We start from the raw sequence: 16,725 nt of genomic DNA, 5'->3' as shown, positions 1-16,725 counted from the left end.
CATCTCCAGAGGGTTGAAGTCCCCTGCGGGCTTTTGGCCGTGAAGCGGCCACTTTTCGCCAACATAGCGGGACCAATGTCGCCCGCGTGCGTTATGTACCGGGCGCTGCGCCGCCAAGCTTGAATGCAAGCTTGAATGGCGGTCAATGCGGATAGTTTGCGGCGGGCCTTGACGGGTCCCGGGCGGGAGGAGCCGGCGAATGCGGCTGCTGTTGAGGTTCTTCGGCTTTCTGTTTGCCCTGGGCACTGTGGTGCTCATGGTGGGAGCGGGCGCGGCTACCTATTTCGTCTGGAAATATTCCCAGGACCTGCCGGATTATTCGCAGCTCCAGAATTACGAGCCGCCGGTGATGACCCGCGTCCATGCGGACGACGGAGCGCTGGTGGCCGAATGGGCGCGCCAGAAGCGGCTCTATATCCCGATCCAGAACGTTCCCCGCCTGGTGATCGAGGCGTTTCTGTCCGCTGAGGACAAGAATTTCTATGAGCACGGCGGCATCGACCCCTCGGGCATCTTCCGCGCCGGCCTGGTCTATCTCCAGAATTACGGCTCGAACCGTCGCCCCCAGGGCGCCTCCACCATCACCCAGCAGGTGGCGAAGAACTTCCTTCTGACCAACGAAGTGTCGATCGACCGTAAGATCAAGGAAGCGCTTCTGGCGCTGCGCATCGAGCGCGCCTATTCGAAGGACCGCATCCTCGAACTCTATCTGAACGAGATTTATCTCGGCATGGGCGCATACGGCATCGCCGCGGCCTCGCTGATGTATTTCGACAAGTCGGTGGACGAACTGACCCCGGCGGAAGCCGCCTATATCGCGGCTCTGCCCAAGGCGCCGTCCTCCTACAATCCATTCCGCGACCGGGAGCGTGCCATCGACCGGCGCAACTGGGTCATCGACCGCATGGCGGAGAACGGCTACCTCACCGCCCAACAGGCGGACGTGGCGCGCAAGTCTGCGCTGACTGTGACGCCGCGGCCCACCGGCGGGCAGATTTTCGCAGCGGAATATTACGCCGAGGAAGTCCGGCGCCAGATTTATGACCGGTACGGCGAGACCAAGCTGTACGAGGGTGGCCTCTCGGTCCGCACCGCGCTCAATCCCAAGCTTCAGGTGATGGCGAAGAAGGCGTTGTCCGACGGCCTGATCCGCTTCGATGAACAGCGCGGATGGCGCGGCCCGTACAAGACCATCGACCTCACCGGCGACTGGGGCGTGAAGCTGTCCGAGGTGAAGGCCTACAGCGATATTCCCTGGAAGCTTGCGGTGGTCCTGTCCTCAGACAAGGATTCGGCACGCATCGGCTTCCAGCCCCCGCGCGAGAAGGGCGGCGGCGTCTCCTCCCAGCGCGACCTCGGCCTGCTGTCGCTCGACGGCGTGAAATGGGCGCGGTGGACCAAGGGGCCGGATGCGGGCAGGGCGGTGTCCTCGGTTGCCCAGGTGGTGAAGCCGGGCGACGTGGTCTATGTCGAGCCGATCACCGGCAAGGATGGCCAATACCGCCTGCACCAGATCCCCGAGGTGGAAGGTGCCATGGTGGTCATGGAGCCGCTGACCGGGCGCGTGCTCGCGCTTTCGGGCGGCTTTTCCTACGACGAGAGCCAGTTCAACCGCGCAACCCAGGCGCTGCGCCAGCCCGGCTCCTCGTTCAAGCCCATCGTCTATTCAGCGGCGCTCGACAACGGCTACACCCCCTCGACCGTCGTTCTGGACGCACCCATCGAGATCGACCAGGGACCCGGCCTGCCGGTGTGGGCGCCGGAGAACTACGCTAAGAAGTTCTACGGCCCGCAGACCCTGCGCTTCGGCCTGGAACAGTCGCGAAATGTGATGACCGTGCGTCTCGCACAGGATGTGGGCATGCCGATCATCTCCGAGTATGCCCGCAAGTTCGGCGTTTATGACGACATGCTACCGGTGCTCTCCATGGCGCTCGGTGCCGGCGAGACCACGCTGATGCGGATGACCGGCGCCTACGCCATGATGGCGAACGGCGGGCGCAAGGTGACGCCGTCGCTGATCGACCGCATTCAGGATCGCTATGGCCACACCATCTACCGCCATGACGAGCGCGAGTGCCGTGGCTGCGACGCCGAAAGCTGGCAGAATCAGCCCGAGCCGACGCTGATCGACCGGCGGCCGATCGTGCTCGACCCCATGACCTCCTACCAGATCACCGAGATGATGGAGGGCGTGGTTCAGCGCGGCACCGGCACGGCCCTGAAGGAACTCGGCAAGCCGGTGGCCGGCAAGAGCGGCACCACCAACGACGAGAAGGACGCCTGGTTCGTCGCCTTCACGCCTGAAATGGTGGTGGGCGTCTATCTCGGCTACGACAAGCCCAAGCCCATGGGCAAGGGCGCGACCGGCGGCGTCCTCTCGGCACCCATCGTTCGGGACTTCATGAAGACGGCGCTCGCCGACCGGCCGGCGATTCCGTTCCGTGTTCCGCCGGGCATCAAGCTGGTGCGGATCAATCCCAAGAGCGGCCTGCGGGCGGGGGCGGGCGAGAACGCCATCCTCGAAGCCTTCAAGCCGGGCACCGCGCCGCCCGACAGCTATTCCGTCATCGGCGCCTCGGATGCCTCGCTGGGCGTGACACCCGAAGCCGACCGCGCCGTCCGCGCCGGGACCGGCGGTCTCTACTGATCGCGAAACAGGCTCAGCTTCCGTCCTCTTTAGGGGTCGGAAGCTCGGAGCGGGGGTCCCGAGCGGCCGCCCTGCCGAGCTTTCGTGCGTGACCGCTGGTTTACACGCTCCACCCCCCTCGCTACTTTCCCCGGCCATTTATCGAAAGACAGGTTTGCCATGCGTGCGGAGCTTGCCGCGAAGGTCGAGGAGATCAACGAATCCGTCGACCTTCTGCGCCAGCATCTCAATGTGGACCGCTCGCGTCGGCGTCTTGCCGAGCTGAACGCCATCGTCGAGGATCCAAAGCTTTGGGATGATCCCGAACGGGCCCAGAAGCTGATGCAGGAACGCACCTCGCTCGAAGACGCACTCGGCGCCATCGACCGGGTGAACCGCGAACTCGCCGACCACGTTGAACTGATCGAGCTGGGTGAAGCGGAAGGCGACGAGGGCGTGATCGCCGAAGCCTCGGTCGCGCTCGACGGGCTGAAAGCGGAGCTTGCCCGGCGCGAACTGGAATCGCTGTTCAACGGCGAGGCCGATAGCAACGACACCTATCTCGAAGTCCATGCCGGTGCCGGCGGCACCGACAGCCAGGACTGGGCCGAGATGCTTCTGCGCATGTATCGCCGCTGGTGCGAGCGCCATGGCTTCAAGGTGGAACTGGTGGACGAGTCCCAGGGCGAGCAGGCCGGCCTCAAGTCCGCGACCATCACGGTGAAGGGCCACAACGCCTACGGCTGGCTGAAGACCGAAGCCGGCGTGCACCGCCTGGTGCGCATCTCGCCATTCGATTCCAACGCCCGCCGCCAGACCTCGTTCGCCTCGGTGGACGTCTATCCCGTGATCGACGACCGCATCGTGGTCGAGATCAATGAGAGCGAAGTGCGCATCGACACCATGCGCTCCGGCGGCGCCGGCGGCCAGCATGTGAACAAGACCGAATCGGCGGTGCGCCTCACCCATTTGCCCACCGGCATCGCGGTGGTGTCACAGGGCGATCGCTCGCAGCACAAGAACAAGGCCACCGCCTGGAACATGCTGCGCGCCAAGCTCTACGAGGCCGAGCTGAAGCGCCGCGAGGCGCAGGCCGCCGCCGAGCAGGCCGCGCGCACCGACATCGGCTGGGGCCACCAGATCCGGTCCTACGTGCTCCAGCCGTATCAATTGGTGAAAGACCTGCGCACCGGCGTCCAGTCGGGCACGCCGCAGGAGGTGCTCGACGGCGACCTCGACCCCTTCATGGAAGCCGCCCTCGCCCAGCGCGCCTATGGCGGCGGCCCGGCCGAGGTGGAGGACGTGGAGTAAGTTCGATCTCGGACGGCGGAGCGTTTACCGACGCTTCGCCGCAGAGCCGGTCAATAATGGAACCGGCATTGGGCGATTTCGAGCTGCTGGTGGGGCGCCTTCCCGGAGACGCGATACACCAGTCGATCATCCCGCGTGAGCCGGCGCGACCACCAGCCTGCCAGATCTCCCTTCAAGGGTTCAGGCTTCCCCATGCCGACAAACGGGCTGCGCCGGCATTCCCGGATGAGGTCGTTCAGCCGCCCGAAGACCTTCGGGTCGGCCGCTATCCAATGATTGTATTGCTCCCACGCGAGGTCGGAGAAGATCAGCCTCACGGCTCGATCAACGCACGCTCGGTGCCGCTGCCTTCATCGAGCTGGGCAATGGAGTCCCGCAGCGCACGGGCATTCGCCGGCGTCGAGAGGAGATGCATGGTCTCCTGGATGGAATTCCAGGCGTCCAGGGAGACCATCACCACCGGCTTTCCGTTCTTGCGGGTGACGACGACCTCTTCGTGGTTTTCCACCACGCGGTCCATCACATCCTTCAATTTGGCGCGGGCGTCCGTGTAGGTCAGAACCTGCATGTGATCCTCCATATCCCTGATATGTACAGAACACTGTACATATACAAGTGGGAGAAATGAAGGCATGCGCACCGACCCACGCACAGTGTGGGTCGGTGCTTATTATCAGCCGATCGTCACCTTCAGCGTGCCGACACCCGCGACGCCGCCTTCCAGCACGTCGCCGGCCTTGCAGGGGCCAACCCCTGCCGGCGTGCCGGCGAAAATCAGGTCGCCGGGCATCAGGCGGAACAGGGTGGAGAGTTCGGAGATCATCTCCGGCACCTTCCAGATCATCTGGTTGAGGTCGCCCTCCTGCTTCAGCACGCCGTTCACCGAAAGCCAGATCCGCCCGGCGGAGGGGTGGCCGATGCGCGAGACGGGCACCAGGGCCGAGGCCGGCGCCGACTGCTCGAATGCCTTGCCGACTTCCCACGGCCGTCCGAGCTTCTTGGCTTCGCCCTGAAGATCGCGCCGGGTCAGGTCGATGCCGATGCCGTAGCCGTAGACATGATCGAGCGCGCTCGCGAGCGGGATGTCCTCGCCGCCTTCCCGGATCGCCACCACAAGTTCGATCTCGTAATGCACATCCGAGGTGCGCTTGGGATAGGGGATGGTGGCGCCGTCCGGCACCAGATTGTCGGGGTTCTTCTGAAAGAAGAAGGGCGGCTCGCGGCTCGGATCGTGGCCCATCTCGATGGCGTGATCGGCGAAATTGCGGCCGACGCAATAGATGCGGTGAACCGGAAACAGCGCCGCGCTCTCCACGACGGGAAGGGTGGGAATTTCCGGGGCGGTGATAACGAAGGCGCTGGCCATGAGGGGTCCTCTTAAAGGGCCGAGGACTCAAACCCCGGCGCAAGCTGCGGCGCGGCATAAAAGGCGTTTCTGGCGCCGGGATCAATGCGTCAGCTGGCGCGGGACCGAAAAACGGCGGGAGTTGCCTCCCGCCGCGCATGAAGACTTACGGTGTCGCGGACTATTCGGCCGCCACCCCGACCCCGATTGGGCAGGACACGCCGACGCCGCCGAGGTTGCAATAGCCCTGCGGGTTCTTGCCGAGGTATTGCTGATGGTAGGTCTCGGCGAAATAGAACGGGCCGCCCTCGGCGATCTCTGTGGTGATGGCGCCGAAGCCCCGCCCCTTGAGCGCGGCCTCATAGGTGGCCTTCGAGGCCCGCGCCTCCGCCAGCCGCGCCGCGTCGGGCACATAGATGCCGGAGCGGTATTGCGTGCCGATATCATTGCCCTGGCGCATGCCCTGGGTCGGGTCGTGGTTTTCCCAGAACGCCTTCAGCAATGCGCCGAACGAGGTCTGCTTCGGGTCATAGACCACCAGCACACCTTCGGTATGCCCGGTGCGGCCGGAGCAGGTTTCCTCATAGGTCGGGTTCGGCGTGTGGCCGCCGATATAACCCACGGCGGTCACATAGACGCCCGGCAGCGTCCAGAACATGCGCTCGGCGCCCCAGAAGCAGCCCAGCGCGAACACCGCGCTCTGCAAGCCTTCGGGATAGGGGCCCTTGAGCGGGCGGCCGTTGATGAAATGGGTCGCGGCGGTGGGAACAGCGTCGGCCCGGCCGGGGAGGGCATCCGCGGCGGCGGGAATGTCGAGGGACTTCTTGGACCAGAACATGGCTTCGCGCTCCTCGCGCGCGTTCCGCGCCGGTGCTTGAGACACGGTGCGATGCGGCGCGCTTGATCGAGGGGGGAGCAACTTGTGGGAGGGCTTGGGGCCGCCCGGAGCCTGCTCGAACGGCTCGCTGCCTAATATGGGATTGCGCCCACTTAAATGCGAGGGGCGGCTCAGCCGACTTCGTAGCGCGAGCGCCGCCGCACGCGGCCGATGGCCAGCATCAGAAGCCCCAGAACGGCGAGCACCGCGAACAACGGCAGGCCCAGAACCGGCGCGGCGAGGTCCGGCCAAGCCCAGGCCGAAAGGCCGGAAACCCGCGCCTGCGCCTGGGTGAGCGTGGCCGGGGATAAGGAGTTCCAGGCGTCCCGCGTTGAGGTGAACAGGATCCGCGAGGCGGCGATAGAGCGCGTGCCGTCCACAACCAGGGCGACGAAGCCGCCGGCCAGAACCCAGAAGCCGAAGAAGCGAAACAGGAAGCGGATCATATCGTGACGTGCCAAATGTGCCGGCGGATTCCCGCGACGCTTCCTTCTAGCACGACGGCGGGCCTGGGGAAGCGGCGAAGCATGTTCGCCCTCAAGGGCTTAGAGCATGCCCGAGTGGCATGCCGGCAGGGTGCCTGTGCGCAGTGGACCTAAAGGACTTGATGCGCGCGCGCTTGTTTGCTTCCATCCCGACATGGGCACTGGACTCATCGAGATCCGACGCGCAAGGACGCAGGACGCTCCTGCGGTTGCAGACGTCCACGACAACGCCTGGCGCACCGCGTATCGCGGTCTGATCCCGGGCCTGGAACTCGAGCGCATGGTCGAGCGGCGCGGCCCCATGTGGTGGGAGCAGGCGATCCGAAGGGGCAGCCGCGTTTCGCTTCTCATCGCCGGGGACGAAGTGGTTGGCTACGCCAATTACGGCGGCAACCGCGCCAAGACCCTCCCCTATGGCGGCGAGATTTATGAGATCTACTTGAAGCCGGTCTATCAGGGGCTCGGCTTCGGGCACCGGCTTTTTTCCGCCGCCCGGCGCGATCTGTCATTGGCGCGCCTCAATGGTCTTGTGGTGTGGGCGCTCAAGGACAATTCAGGGGCCGTCGGCTTCTATGAGGCCTTGGGCGGGCAACGCGTCGCAGCCTCGACAGAGCGTTTCGGAGCGAAAACCCTGGACAAAATCGCCTTCGCTTGGCAGCGGTAACCGCGCTGCAACGCAGCGCGAGATCCCCTAGGCTTTCCAAGTGAGTGGTGACATGCGCATCGACGCGATCAAGATCGGCAAGAATCCGCCCCACGAAGTCAACGTGGTGATCGAGGTGCCGATCGGTGGAGAGCCCATCAAGTATGAGCTGGACAAGGAAGCCGGCACCCTGTTCGTGGACCGCTTCCTCTATACGCCCATGCGCTACCCCGGCAATTACGGCTTCATCCCGCACACGCTCTCGGGCGATGGCGACCCGTGCGATGTCCTCATCGCCAACACCCGTCCCATCATCCCCGGCGCGGTTATCGCAGCTCGGCCGGTGGGCGTGCTTCTCATGGAAGACGAGGGCGGCCTCGATGAGAAGATCATCGCCGTGCCGGCGCCGAAGCTCACCAAGCGGTACGACAAGGTGCTGACCTATTCCGACCTGCCGGACATCACGATCCAGCAGATCGAGCACTTCTTCACCCACTACAAGGATCTTGAGCCCGGCAAGTGGGTCAAGATCGTGCGCTGGGGCGATGCCGAAGAGGCGCTGCAGATGGTCAACGAAGCCATTGAGCGCGCCAAGGCGAAGGGCTGATCGTTCCGTCCGACTGAGTTGAGCGTATCGTGGCCAGGGCAATCCCGGCCACGATTGTTTCTACGGCTCCCTTAAGCCGCGATGCCGTGGGCCGCGAACACCGGCCGGGCGCGGGCGGCGGCGAGGTCGGGGTCGCGCAGCAGGCCGGCTGCATCCGCCAGCCGGAACAGGTCCGCCAGATGCAGTGTCGAGCGGGCGCTTTCCTGGCCGCCGACCATGGTGAAATGGTCTTGATGGCCGTTGAGATAGGCCATGAAGACGATGCCGGTCTTATAGAAGCGCGTGGGCGCCTGGAAAATGTGCCGTGAGAGTGGGACCGTGGGCGCGAGAATGCGGTGGAACGCGCCCTCATCCCCGCTCGCCAGCGCCGTGAGTGCGGCGGACGCGGCCGGCGCGATGGCATCGAAAATACCTAGCAGCGCGTCGGAATAGCCCTCCGCGTCCCCTGCGATCAGCTCGGCATAATTGAAGTCGTCGCCGGTATACATGCGCACGCCCTTGGCGAGGCGCCGGCGCATGGCAATCTCAAAATCCTTGTCGAGCAGCGACACCTTCACGCCGTCCACCTTGGCGGCGTTGCGGTTGATGACCTCGACGGCGGTATCGAGCGCCGCGCCAAGGTCGCGCGTGCCCCAATATCCGGCAAGCGCGGGGTCGAACATATCGCCCAGCCAGTGGATGATGACCGGCTCCTTCACCTGCGAGAGCACCCGGTCATAGACCCGGCCGTAATCCTCCGGCCCGCGCGCGACACGGGCGAGCGCCCGCGAGGCCATGAGGATGATCTTGCCGTCTACCGCTTCGATGGCCTCGATCTGCTCCTCATAGGCGCGGATCACATCGTCCAGGGAGCGCGCGGCCTCGGGCGCGAGATGGTCCGTGCCGGCGCCGGAATAGACACCCGCGCCGCGTGCCTTGGCGGCCGAGACCGAACGGCGGATCAATTCCAGGGAGGTCGGCCAGTCCACCCCCATGCCGCGCTGCGCGGTGTCCATGGCTTCGGCGACGGAGAGGCCGAGGTCCCACAGATGCTCGCGATAGGCGATGGTGCGGTCCCAATCGATGGCGGCGTCGATCCAGGGGTTTTGCGCGCGCAGCGGGTCGGCGACCATGTGGGCGGCGCCGAAGGCGATCCGGTTGAACGGCCCCGCCTGCTTGGTGGGAAACGGCGAGGGCTCGCCGGTGCGATAGGTCTCGACGCGACCGGAGGCGGTGGGAAGAAGGAGCGCGGGCATCAGTCAAACCATTCGTCGTGGTGATCGAACGCGGGGATCGGGACAATCAGGATGCGCATCTTGCCGATGGCGCGGTGGCGGCATCCCGGTTTGATGAAAATAGACGTGAGGGGCGAGACCGGCACGCGCGCGCCGTCCAACTCCATTTCGCCCTCGCCTTCGAGGATGACGTAAATCTCGGTCATGCGCTTGTGGTAGTGCACGCGCGCATCCTCGGTGATGTCGGTGAGGTGCACGGTCGCGGTCGTGTTGTCCTCGGTGCTGAAGGCGCGCCGCGCGAAGCCGCAGGGGCAGGGCACGGCCGGCACATCCTCCAGGCGGGCGATCATGTAATTCTGCGTTGTCATTGTGCGGCCTCGGCAATGGCAGGCTGGCGGTCGCGCGCGGTCGCGCCCGGCACCGTGAGGGGGGCAAGGCGGTCCCAATCGGGCAGGACCGAGGAGGCGAAACCGGGCACGGCAAGGGAAGCGGTATCGAGAAAGCCGTCACCGACGGCGAGTCGCATATTGCCTGCGGTGTGCTCATAGAAGGCGGGATGGGCGCGAAGGAACGCCTCAGCTTCCGGCGCCCTGTCGAAGCCGTCGGCATAATGATGGCCGTTGCGCTCGGCGTGCGTGAGGCCGAGGAAGGCGACCAGCGCCGTGTCCTGCTGCACCGCCAGACCTGCCTGGCAGGTCAGGTCCTCAGCCGTGAGGAAGCCGCCATTGGCCTGCGCCCGCGCGCCGTTGAGCAGGGATTTGTAGAAGCCCTTGCAGGATTTGGACGACACGCCGGCATAGCCGAGAGCGCGGGCGGCGGGGAAGGCACCATAGCCGTCGTCCGCCTCGTCGATGATGACATCGAAGGGCAGGGACGGCAGGGCGGCCGCGAAGGTCTTCTCGCGCGGCAGCGGCTGTTCCAGATACAGCATGCGCTGGGCGATGCGCGCGAGGGCGGGATCCCGCGTGATCGCCTCGGCCAGGGCGGTCAGGGCATTCGCGTCGGGATATTGCTCGTTGGCGTCCAGGCTGACCTGGCTATTGTCGGGGAGATGGGCGGCGATCTGCGCAAGCCGCGCTCTGTCCGCATCGAGGTCGCCGGACAGCTTGAGCTTGAAATAGCGGACCTTGTCGCGCGCCCCAAGCGCGGCGATGCCGTCCGGCCCCTCCAGCGGGTCCATCATCCCAACCGTATGGCGCAGGGCGACGCGCGCTTGTGGGGTACGGGTTTCGAGAAAAGCGGAAATGGTGTCGTCGGAGAGGTCAGGCGTCAGCCGGCCGTCGAGGCCGCCCGCATTCGCACGAAGGCCTCGGAAGACATCGAGCCCCAGCCCTCGCAGCAGCGCGTCGAGGATGGCTTTGTCGATTTCGGCAGGTCCAAAAGCGGCGGCGAGCGCGGGAATGCCTGCGTTTGCGCACCGCGCCATGTGCGCGCCGTAGCGCGTCGCGTGCAGGCCGAAGGCGGTATCGGCCTCGCCCTCAAGATAAAGCGCGCGCGCCCAGAGCAGCGCGGTGCGCAATTCATCCACCGTATCGGCGACGTCGAGATGGGGCCGCTTGTCGAACCATTTCGGCACCATCAATTCGGCGGTGCCGCCGATCACCTGCCGACCATCGGGAAATTCCGCCGTGACCCGCACGAAAGCCTGCGATGCGCTTTCCACCGTCACCGCGCCGAAGCGGAACGGCGCGCGGAAGTTCACAGGCCGCTCGAACAGCTCGATCTCGCGCAGCTTGAGGCGCGGGGCGTCCATCAGTCGAGGCCGCCGTGAGCGTAAAAATGGTGGCGGATCTTCTGCGTCAGCGACACGAACACCGGGTCGGCCATCACGTCGAGCGTGCGCGGGCGCTCCAGATTCACGTCGTAGACGGCGGCGATGGTGCCGGGCCGCTCGCTCATTACCAGCACGCGATCAGCCAGGAACACCGCCTCCGGGATGGAGTGCGTGATGAACAATATGGTCTTGCCGGTGGCGCGTTGGATGCGTTGCAGCTCCACGTTCATCTTCTCGCGCGTCATGGCATCGAGCGCGCCGAACGGCTCGTCCATCAGAACGATCTTGGGGTCGTGGACCAGCGCCCGGCAGATGGAAGCGCGCTGCTGCATGCCGCCGGACAGCTGCCAGGGGTATTTCCCGGCAAAGTCGGCAAGCCCGGCCATCTCAAGCAATTCATAGGCTCGCTTGGCGTAGGTCGCCTTGTCCAGCCCCTTCACCTCCACCGGCATCATCACGTTGGAGAACACGCTGCGCCACGGCAGCAAAAGCGGCTGCTGGAACACCACGCCGACGCCCGCATGCGGCTGGAGAATGACTTTTCCCTCGACGCGGATTTCGCCGGTGGAGGGCGGCATCAGCCCGGCCACCATCTTCAGCAAGGTGGACTTGCCGCAGCCCGAGGGCCCCACCACCACCAGGAATTCACCTTCGTTGATGGTGAAGTCGATGGGCTTCAGCGAGGGCACATCGCCGTCTCGCGTGCGGTAGGTCTTGGAGACCCCCTTCATTTCGATGATCGGGCGGGATGCGGGCGTGGGGGCTTCGCCGGCAAGATTGGCGCCGGCAAGATTTTCGCTGGCGGTATTTTCGCTGGCGAGCCTGAGGTGCGGTCGGGCCATTTCAAGTTCCTTGACGATCGGTCGCTCTCAACCGGGCGCGGTGCGCCCGGTACCCACTCAGGCTGCGACCACGAAGTCGCGTCGCTGGCTGGCGTGCCAGGGGATCGAGACACGCTCGATGATGTCGATGATCCAGAACAGGATCACGCCGATCATCGAGAGCACCACCAAAGCGGCGAACATCATCGGCAGCTCGAAATTGCCGATGGACCGCTGGAGCACGTAGCCGATGCCGGAGTTGGAGCCGACGAATTCGCCCACCACCGCGCCGACCACGGCCAGAGTCACGGAGACTTTCAGCCCGGCAAAGATGGCGGGGGTGGCGAACGGCAGGCTGACCATGCGGAAGGTCTGGAGCCCCTTGGCTTCCATGGAGCGCGCGAGGTCCAGAAGGTCGGGGTCCACTGACTTGAAGCCCTGCACGGCGGCGACCACCACGGGAAAGAAGCCCAGCAGGAAGGCCGAAATCACCTTGGGGAAAATGCCGAAGCCGAACCACACCACGAACAGCGGCGCGATGGCGATCTTGGGGATCGACTGGGAGAACACCAGGAGCGGGTAGATGTAGCTCTCCACCGTCTTCGAGGAGGCGATCAACATCGCCACCGGAATGCCGAACAGGGCGGAGAGCAGGAAGCCCGCCAAGGTCGCCGTGGTCGTCGGCACCGCCTCGCGCAGCAGCAGCGGCCATTCCTTATAGAGGGTGATGATGACATCCACCGGCGAGGGGACCTGATACGGCGGAATGTTGAACACCTTGATGGCAAGGTCCCACATCACGATCGTCGCCAGCATGAACAAGGCGGGCCGAATCCAGGGGCCGTTTATCACGCTCATGATGGTCCGGCGGCGTTTGGTTTGCGCCATGGCGCTCCTCCCTGGAGCTATGTGGTTTTTAGTTTGTAGCTTTATTAACTCGATAGTTAATAGATGCGCGCGCCGGGCGTCAAGCGGGCTGATGTACCCTCTCCAATGTCGGGCCTCAGAGGCCACACGCGGCCTTTCCGGAAGGCGACCCCGCCCTCAATTACTTAAGCGGAACTATTCGCATCCGCCGGTGTTGTGGGACGTTAATTGGGGGCAAAAGAAAATGGGGGAGGCCCTGGAAGCCACGAATGCGGCAGGGATGCCGACCACGATCCTGGTGGTCGAGGACGAGGTGCTCGTGCGCTTCGTGATCTGTGATGCGTTGCGGGCACAAGGCTTCAAGGTGGTCGAAGCGGTCAGCGCGGTCGAGGCCGATGCGTTGGTGCGCGAGGGCCTAGCGGTGGATCTGGTGTTTACCGACGTTCGCATGCCAGGCGCGTTCGACGGGCTGGAACTTGCCCGCCGGCTGAAGGCACAGAAGCCCGACCTGCCCGTGCTGGTCACGTCAGGCCATCTTGATGGCAGCGTCGTGAGCTGGGCCACCGGCTTTCTGCCGAAGCCCTATATCGCGCAGGATGCCGTCACGCGAATATCCGCCCTAATTCCGAGGACGACGCGCTGATCCCTTGGGCCTACTTCAGCCCGAAGCGCAGGCCGATGCGGAATTGCTGTTCCTGGACGCCGGACAGCTTGAGCGGCAGCGGGCTGGCGTCGGTGGTGAATGTGGGCGCGCCCAAATCCAGGTAACGATATCCAGCGTTGAAGGTGATATCCGGCGTTATCGTCCAGGCGACCCCAGCCATGAGGGCCCAGGCGAATTGCCAATCGTTGCGGTCAAGATCGGGAATCCGCGCAACAGGCGCCCGCGACGACAATGACACCGACCCCGCGCCGATGCCCGCACCGACATAGGGCGTGAGCTTGTTCCAGGTGGCGATATCCCAATAGGCGTTGGCGAGAAAGGTGTTTTCCGTCAGCCTGTTGTGGCTGGTAAAATCGGCGGTCACGTCGGCGCGAATCTGAGGCGCGAACCGGTAGCCCAGCCCCACGCCCAGGGTCCAGCCGCGGGCGCCGCCATAAGGGCGGATGGCCCGGCCGAAGGTCGCCGTGCCCTCGTCGATCCGCGATCCGCCACCATCGATGCGCACATACCAGCTTGAGGGCATCTGCTCCTCAAGGTCCGGCAGCGCAAGCGAGAAGTCGCCTTCTCTGCCGAGCACAGGCATCGCCGGGTCAGCGGCGCTGGCCGGCGTGCACGAAATCGCCACACCAGCGAGCGCGGCGAGGGCGAGCATCAGGCAACGAAAGCGATACGGCATGCGCAAGGTCCATGAGCCGCGCGAACCGGCGGCCGAGGGTAAGCTCGCACGGGACGCTTAAGCACCGGTTAACCCTAACGGATCGTGTATGCGGCTTTGCCCTGATCGCGGGAAAGCAGAGGTGGCGGCCCTCAGGCCGCCGCCTTCCGCAGCGCGTCGATCACATCGTCCACCACCGTCTCCACCAAGTCGCGGTCGTCCCCTTCGCCCATCACGCGGATCACCGGTTCGGTGCCGGAGGGGCGGATCAGGAGGCGGCCGTGATTGGCGAGGCGACGCTCGGCCTCGGCGATGGCGATGATCACCGCCTCGTTCTGAAGCGGCTGGCCCGAGGCGTAGCGGACATTCTTGAGAATCTGCGGCAGCGGCTCGAAGCGATGGCATATCTCGGACACCGGCCGGTTCCGCCGCGCCACGACCGCGAGCACCTGGAGCGCCGCGAGCAGGCCATCGCCCGTGGTGGAATAGTCGGACATGATGATATGGCCGGATTGCTCGCCGCCCAGATTGTATCCGTCCGCACGCATGCGCTCGAGCACGTAGCGGTCGCCCACCGAGGTGCGGGCGAGGGTGAGGCCGATGCTTTTCAGATGCCGCTCCAGCCCGAGGTTGGACATGACGGTGGCGACGATGCCGTCGCGCGAAAGGCGCCCGTCTTCGAGGAAGCTTTCCGCGACCACCGCCATGATCTGGTCGCCGTCGATGATATGGCCCTTCTCGTCGACGATGATGACGCGGTCCGCATCGCCGTCGAGGGCGACGCCGATGTCGGCGCGCACTTCACGCACCTTCGCCGCCAGCGCGGCGGGAGAAGTGGAGCCCACATCGCGGTTGATGTTGAGCCCGTCCGGCTCGGTGCCGATGGCCACCACGTCCGCGCCAAGCTCCCACAGGGCCTCCGGCGCGACGCGGTATCCAGCGCCATTGGCGCAATCCACCACCACCCGCAGGCCGTCGAACGACTGGTCGCGGGGCAGGGTGCGCTTGGCATATTCGATATAGCGCGCGTGCACGCCTTCCAGGCGGCGGGCCCGGCCGATTTCCGCCGGCTTGGCGAGCTTCTTCGCCAGTTCCTGGTCGATCAGCTCCTCGATTTCCATCTCGATGGCGTCGGACAGCTTGAAGCCGTCCGGCCCAAACAGCTTGATGCCGTTGTCGTCGAACGGATTATGGGAAGCGGAGATCATCACCCCGAGATCGGCGCGCATGGAACGCGTGAGCATGCCGACGGCCGGCGTCGGCATCGGGCCGAGCAGCAGCACGTCCATGCCCACCGAGGTGAAGCCGGCGACCAGCGAATTCTCTATCATATAGCCGGAAAGCCGGGTGTCCTTGCCGATCACGACCCGGTGGCGGTGCTCGCCGCGCCGAAACACCAGGCCGGCGGCCATACCGACCCGCAGCGCCAGATCCGCCGTCAGCGTACTGTTGGCGCGGCCTCGAACGCCGTCCGTGCCGAAATATTTCCGAGCCATCCCATCACCTTTCCCCTGAAAGCGGCGATGCCCCCGGCTTCGCCACTTTCAACGCCACCCGCCATTCCCGCCTGACCGGGACGTGACCGAGGCTGACATTGCGGGGGTTTGGGCTCTTTTCAAGGGGAATCTGAAGATTTGGTATCCAGCGCGGGGACGCCCGCGTTGCCGGAGCCATCGTCGCAGTGCTAGGGCTGCCGCCACACTTGATCCGGAGTTGTCTCCCCGTGCCTTCAGCGACCCTTGATGTCCTCGCCATCGGCAATGCGATTGTCGATGTCCTCTCGCGCACCGAGGAGGATTTTCTTCTCGCCCAGGGCATGCCGAAAGGCTCCATGACCCTGATCGATGAGGCGCGCGCCGAAGCGGTCTACCAGGCCATGGGGCCGGGGATCGAGATTTCCGGCGGTTCCGCCGCGAACACCGCCACCGGCATTGCCTCGCTGGGCGGGCGCGCCGGCTTCATCGGGCTGGTGCGGGACGACGGGCTGGGCGAGGTGTTCGGCCACGACATTCGCGCGGCGGGTGTCGCCTATGAGACCCCGGCGGCGTCCGATGGCCCCTCCACCGCGCGCTGCCTCGTCCTGGTGACGCCGGACGGCGAGCGCACCATGAACACCTACCTCGGCGCGGCCCAGAACCTGACGTCAGCGCACATCGACCGCGCCACGGTTGAGAGCGCCGCCATCGTCTATCTGGAAGGCTATCTGTGGGATCCGCCGGCCGCGAAGCAGGCGTTTCTCGCCGCGGCGGAGATCGCCCATGCCGCCGGCCGGCAGGTCGCGCTGACCCTCTCGGACGCCTTCTGCGTCAGCCGCTACCGCGCCGAGTTCCTCGATTTGATGCGCACCGGGGTCGTCGATCTGGTGTTCGCGAACGAATCCGAGGTGAAGGCGCTGTATGAGACCGGCGACTTCGAGGCGGCTCTGGTATCGCTGCGTGCGGATGCCAAGCAGGCGGTCGTAACTCGGGGCGAGACGGGTGCCCTGTTCACCGCGGATGGCGCCACGGTTACAGTGCCGGCCTATCCCGTGATCGAAGTGGTCGACACAACGGGCGCGGGCGACCTGTTCGCCGCCGGCTTCCTCTTCGGCCACGCGCGCGGCATCGACCCCGCGACCTCGCTGCGCCTCGGCGCAATGGCGGCGGCGGAGGTGATCTCCCACATCGGGGCGCGGCCGCAGAAGACCTTGGCGGACCTTGCCAAAGAGGCTGGTCTCATCAGGTGAGCATCCTCCCCGTCGATCCAGGCGCAGGCGCCGCCGAGGCGGTGCGCCACATCGAGGCCGGGGCCGGAACCATCATGGTTCTCGGCGGCGCCGGCACGGGCAAGACGA

General features: G+C 65.4%; 18 protein-coding genes. 6 read left to right on the top strand and 12 right to left on the bottom strand.

Features of this window, described 5'->3' with window-relative positions:
* The first annotated feature begins 199 nt into the window (after positions 1-199).
* Both ADADO0_RS04525 and prfB read left to right on the top strand, forming a co-directional pair.
* Positions 200-2,650: a penicillin-binding protein 1A gene (locus ADADO0_RS04525; protein ID WP_511303909.1), complete on the top strand. Its 2,451-nt coding sequence runs from the start codon at positions 200-202 to the stop codon at positions 2,648-2,650.
* 159 nt (positions 2,651-2,809) lie between these two features.
* Positions 2,810-3,940, top strand: coding sequence for a peptide chain release factor 2 (gene prfB / locus ADADO0_RS04520; protein WP_511303908.1), 1,131 nt, complete (start codon positions 2,810-2,812; stop codon positions 3,938-3,940).
* 50 nt (positions 3,941-3,990) lie between these two features.
* Here prfB and ADADO0_RS04515 read toward each other — a convergent pair whose 3' ends face one another.
* From ADADO0_RS04515 to ADADO0_RS04495, 5 genes are all read right to left on the bottom strand, one after another.
* Positions 3,991-4,257, bottom strand: a complete 267-nt coding sequence (locus ADADO0_RS04515; protein ID WP_511303907.1) for a Txe/YoeB family addiction module toxin — start codon at positions 4,255-4,257, stop codon at positions 3,991-3,993.
* Positions 4,254-4,508, bottom strand: a complete 255-nt coding sequence (locus ADADO0_RS04510) for a type II toxin-antitoxin system Phd/YefM family antitoxin (protein WP_511303906.1) — start codon at positions 4,506-4,508, stop codon at positions 4,254-4,256. The genes ADADO0_RS04515 and ADADO0_RS04510 overlap by 4 nt, the downstream gene beginning before the upstream one ends.
* A 105-nt stretch (positions 4,509-4,613) precedes the next feature.
* Complete coding sequence (locus ADADO0_RS04505) at positions 4,614-5,306, bottom strand: fumarylacetoacetate hydrolase family protein (RefSeq protein WP_511303904.1); 693 nt, start codon at positions 5,304-5,306, stop codon at positions 4,614-4,616.
* Between the two features lie 160 nt (positions 5,307-5,466).
* Positions 5,467-6,123 carry a peptide-methionine (S)-S-oxide reductase MsrA gene (msrA, locus tag ADADO0_RS04500; protein ID WP_511303902.1) on the bottom strand — a complete coding sequence of 219 codons (657 nt, stop codon included), beginning with the start codon at positions 6,121-6,123 and terminating at the stop codon, positions 5,467-5,469.
* A gap of 170 nt (positions 6,124-6,293) precedes the next feature.
* Positions 6,294-6,623 carry a hypothetical protein gene (locus ADADO0_RS04495; protein ID WP_511303901.1) on the bottom strand — a complete coding sequence of 110 codons (330 nt, stop codon included), beginning with the start codon at positions 6,621-6,623 and terminating at the stop codon, positions 6,294-6,296.
* Between the two features lie 178 nt (positions 6,624-6,801).
* Between ADADO0_RS04495 and ADADO0_RS04490 the strand changes: the two genes are divergently transcribed.
* Both ADADO0_RS04490 and ppa read left to right on the top strand, forming a co-directional pair.
* Positions 6,802-7,311 carry a GNAT family N-acetyltransferase gene (locus tag ADADO0_RS04490; protein ID WP_511303899.1) on the top strand — a complete coding sequence of 170 codons (510 nt, stop codon included), beginning with the start codon at positions 6,802-6,804 and terminating at the stop codon, positions 7,309-7,311.
* Between the two features lie 52 nt (positions 7,312-7,363).
* Positions 7,364-7,897, top strand: coding sequence for an inorganic diphosphatase (gene ppa / locus ADADO0_RS04485; RefSeq protein WP_511303897.1), 534 nt, complete (start codon positions 7,364-7,366; stop codon positions 7,895-7,897).
* Positions 7,898-7,968: 71 nt separating this feature from the next.
* Here ppa and ADADO0_RS04480 read toward each other — a convergent pair whose 3' ends face one another.
* Genes ADADO0_RS04480 through ADADO0_RS04460 form a run of 5 tightly spaced genes read right to left on the bottom strand, consistent with a single transcriptional unit; the run spans position 7,969 to position 12,594 of the window.
* Positions 7,969-9,132 carry a dihydrodipicolinate synthase family protein gene (locus ADADO0_RS04480; protein ID WP_511303896.1) on the bottom strand — a complete coding sequence of 388 codons (1,164 nt, stop codon included), beginning with the start codon at positions 9,130-9,132 and terminating at the stop codon, positions 7,969-7,971.
* The gene (locus ADADO0_RS04475) at positions 9,132-9,479 is read right to left on the bottom strand and encodes a cupin domain-containing protein (protein WP_511303894.1); all 348 of its coding nucleotides are present in this window, start codon (positions 9,477-9,479) and stop codon (positions 9,132-9,134) included. The genes ADADO0_RS04480 and ADADO0_RS04475 overlap by 1 nt, the downstream gene beginning before the upstream one ends.
* Positions 9,476-10,864, bottom strand: a complete 1,389-nt coding sequence (locus ADADO0_RS04470) for a hypothetical protein (protein WP_511303893.1) — start codon at positions 10,862-10,864, stop codon at positions 9,476-9,478. Before ADADO0_RS04470 ends, ADADO0_RS04475 begins: the two co-directional genes overlap by 4 nt.
* On the bottom strand, positions 10,864-11,727 hold the full coding sequence (locus ADADO0_RS04465; RefSeq protein WP_511303892.1) for an ABC transporter ATP-binding protein: 864 nt from the start codon (positions 11,725-11,727) through the stop codon (positions 10,864-10,866). Before ADADO0_RS04465 ends, ADADO0_RS04470 begins: the two co-directional genes overlap by 1 nt.
* A 57-nt stretch (positions 11,728-11,784) precedes the next feature.
* Positions 11,785-12,594: an ABC transporter permease gene (locus ADADO0_RS04460; RefSeq protein WP_511303891.1), complete on the bottom strand. Its 810-nt coding sequence runs from the start codon at positions 12,592-12,594 to the stop codon at positions 11,785-11,787.
* A gap of 259 nt (positions 12,595-12,853) precedes the next feature.
* Between ADADO0_RS04460 and ADADO0_RS04455 the strand changes: the two genes are divergently transcribed.
* Positions 12,854-13,216 (top strand): response regulator, encoded by a 363-nt coding sequence (locus ADADO0_RS04455; RefSeq protein WP_511303890.1) that lies wholly within the window; start codon positions 12,854-12,856, stop codon positions 13,214-13,216.
* A 10-nt stretch (positions 13,217-13,226) separates the two neighbouring features.
* Here ADADO0_RS04455 and ADADO0_RS04450 read toward each other — a convergent pair whose 3' ends face one another.
* Positions 13,227-13,913, bottom strand: coding sequence for an outer membrane protein (locus ADADO0_RS04450; RefSeq protein WP_511303889.1), 687 nt, complete (start codon positions 13,911-13,913; stop codon positions 13,227-13,229).
* 131 nt (positions 13,914-14,044) lie between these two features.
* Entirely contained in the window at positions 14,045-15,388 is a 1,344-nt protein-coding gene (gene glmM, locus ADADO0_RS04445; RefSeq protein WP_511303888.1) for a phosphoglucosamine mutase, read from the bottom strand.
* A gap of 227 nt (positions 15,389-15,615) precedes the next feature.
* Here glmM and ADADO0_RS04440 point away from each other — a divergent pair, with 227 nt between their 5' ends.
* Positions 15,616-16,617 (top strand): adenosine kinase, encoded by a 1,002-nt coding sequence (locus ADADO0_RS04440; RefSeq protein WP_511303887.1) that lies wholly within the window; start codon positions 15,616-15,618, stop codon positions 16,615-16,617.
* Positions 16,618-16,725 lie beyond the last annotated feature (108 nt).

It is taken from the genome of Aquabacter sp., assembly GCF_965279295.1.
Taxonomy (GTDB): domain Bacteria; phylum Pseudomonadota; class Alphaproteobacteria; order Rhizobiales; family Xanthobacteraceae; genus Aquabacter.
The sequence above is the reverse complement of the archived record's forward strand: the minus strand, read 5'-3'. Positions and strand labels throughout refer to the sequence as shown.

Coding starts and splice junctions, on each gene's coding strand:
- ADADO0_RS04525 (WP_511303909.1), top strand. CDS start 200: ATGCGGCTGCTGTTGAGGTTCTTCGGCTTTCTGTTTGCCCTGGGCACT.
- prfB (WP_511303908.1), top strand. CDS start 2,810: ATGCGTGCGGAGCTTGCCGCGAAGGTCGAGGAGATCAACGAATCCGTC.
- ADADO0_RS04510 (WP_511303906.1), bottom strand. CDS start 4,508: ATGCAGGTTCTGACCTACACGGACGCCCGCGCCAAATTGAAGGATGTG.
- ADADO0_RS04505 (WP_511303904.1), bottom strand. CDS start 5,306: ATGGCCAGCGCCTTCGTTATCACCGCCCCGGAAATTCCCACCCTTCCC.
- msrA (WP_511303902.1), bottom strand. CDS start 6,123: ATGTTCTGGTCCAAGAAGTCCCTCGACATTCCCGCCGCCGCGGATGCC.
- ADADO0_RS04490 (WP_511303899.1), top strand. CDS start 6,802: ATGGGCACTGGACTCATCGAGATCCGACGCGCAAGGACGCAGGACGCT.
- ppa (WP_511303897.1), top strand. CDS start 7,364: ATGCGCATCGACGCGATCAAGATCGGCAAGAATCCGCCCCACGAAGTC.
- ADADO0_RS04480 (WP_511303896.1), bottom strand. CDS start 9,132: ATGCCCGCGCTCCTTCTTCCCACCGCCTCCGGTCGCGTCGAGACCTAT.
- ADADO0_RS04475 (WP_511303894.1), bottom strand. CDS start 9,479: ATGACAACGCAGAATTACATGATCGCCCGCCTGGAGGATGTGCCGGCC.
- ADADO0_RS04470 (WP_511303893.1), bottom strand. CDS start 10,864: ATGGACGCCCCGCGCCTCAAGCTGCGCGAGATCGAGCTGTTCGAGCGG.
- ADADO0_RS04465 (WP_511303892.1), bottom strand. CDS start 11,727: ATGGCCCGACCGCACCTCAGGCTCGCCAGCGAAAATACCGCCAGCGAA.
- ADADO0_RS04460 (WP_511303891.1), bottom strand. CDS start 12,594: ATGGCGCAAACCAAACGCCGCCGGACCATCATGAGCGTGATAAACGGC.
- ADADO0_RS04455 (WP_511303890.1), top strand. CDS start 12,854: ATGCCGACCACGATCCTGGTGGTCGAGGACGAGGTGCTCGTGCGCTTC.
- ADADO0_RS04450 (WP_511303889.1), bottom strand. CDS start 13,913: ATGCCGTATCGCTTTCGTTGCCTGATGCTCGCCCTCGCCGCGCTCGCT.
- glmM (WP_511303888.1), bottom strand. CDS start 15,388: ATGGCTCGGAAATATTTCGGCACGGACGGCGTTCGAGGCCGCGCCAAC.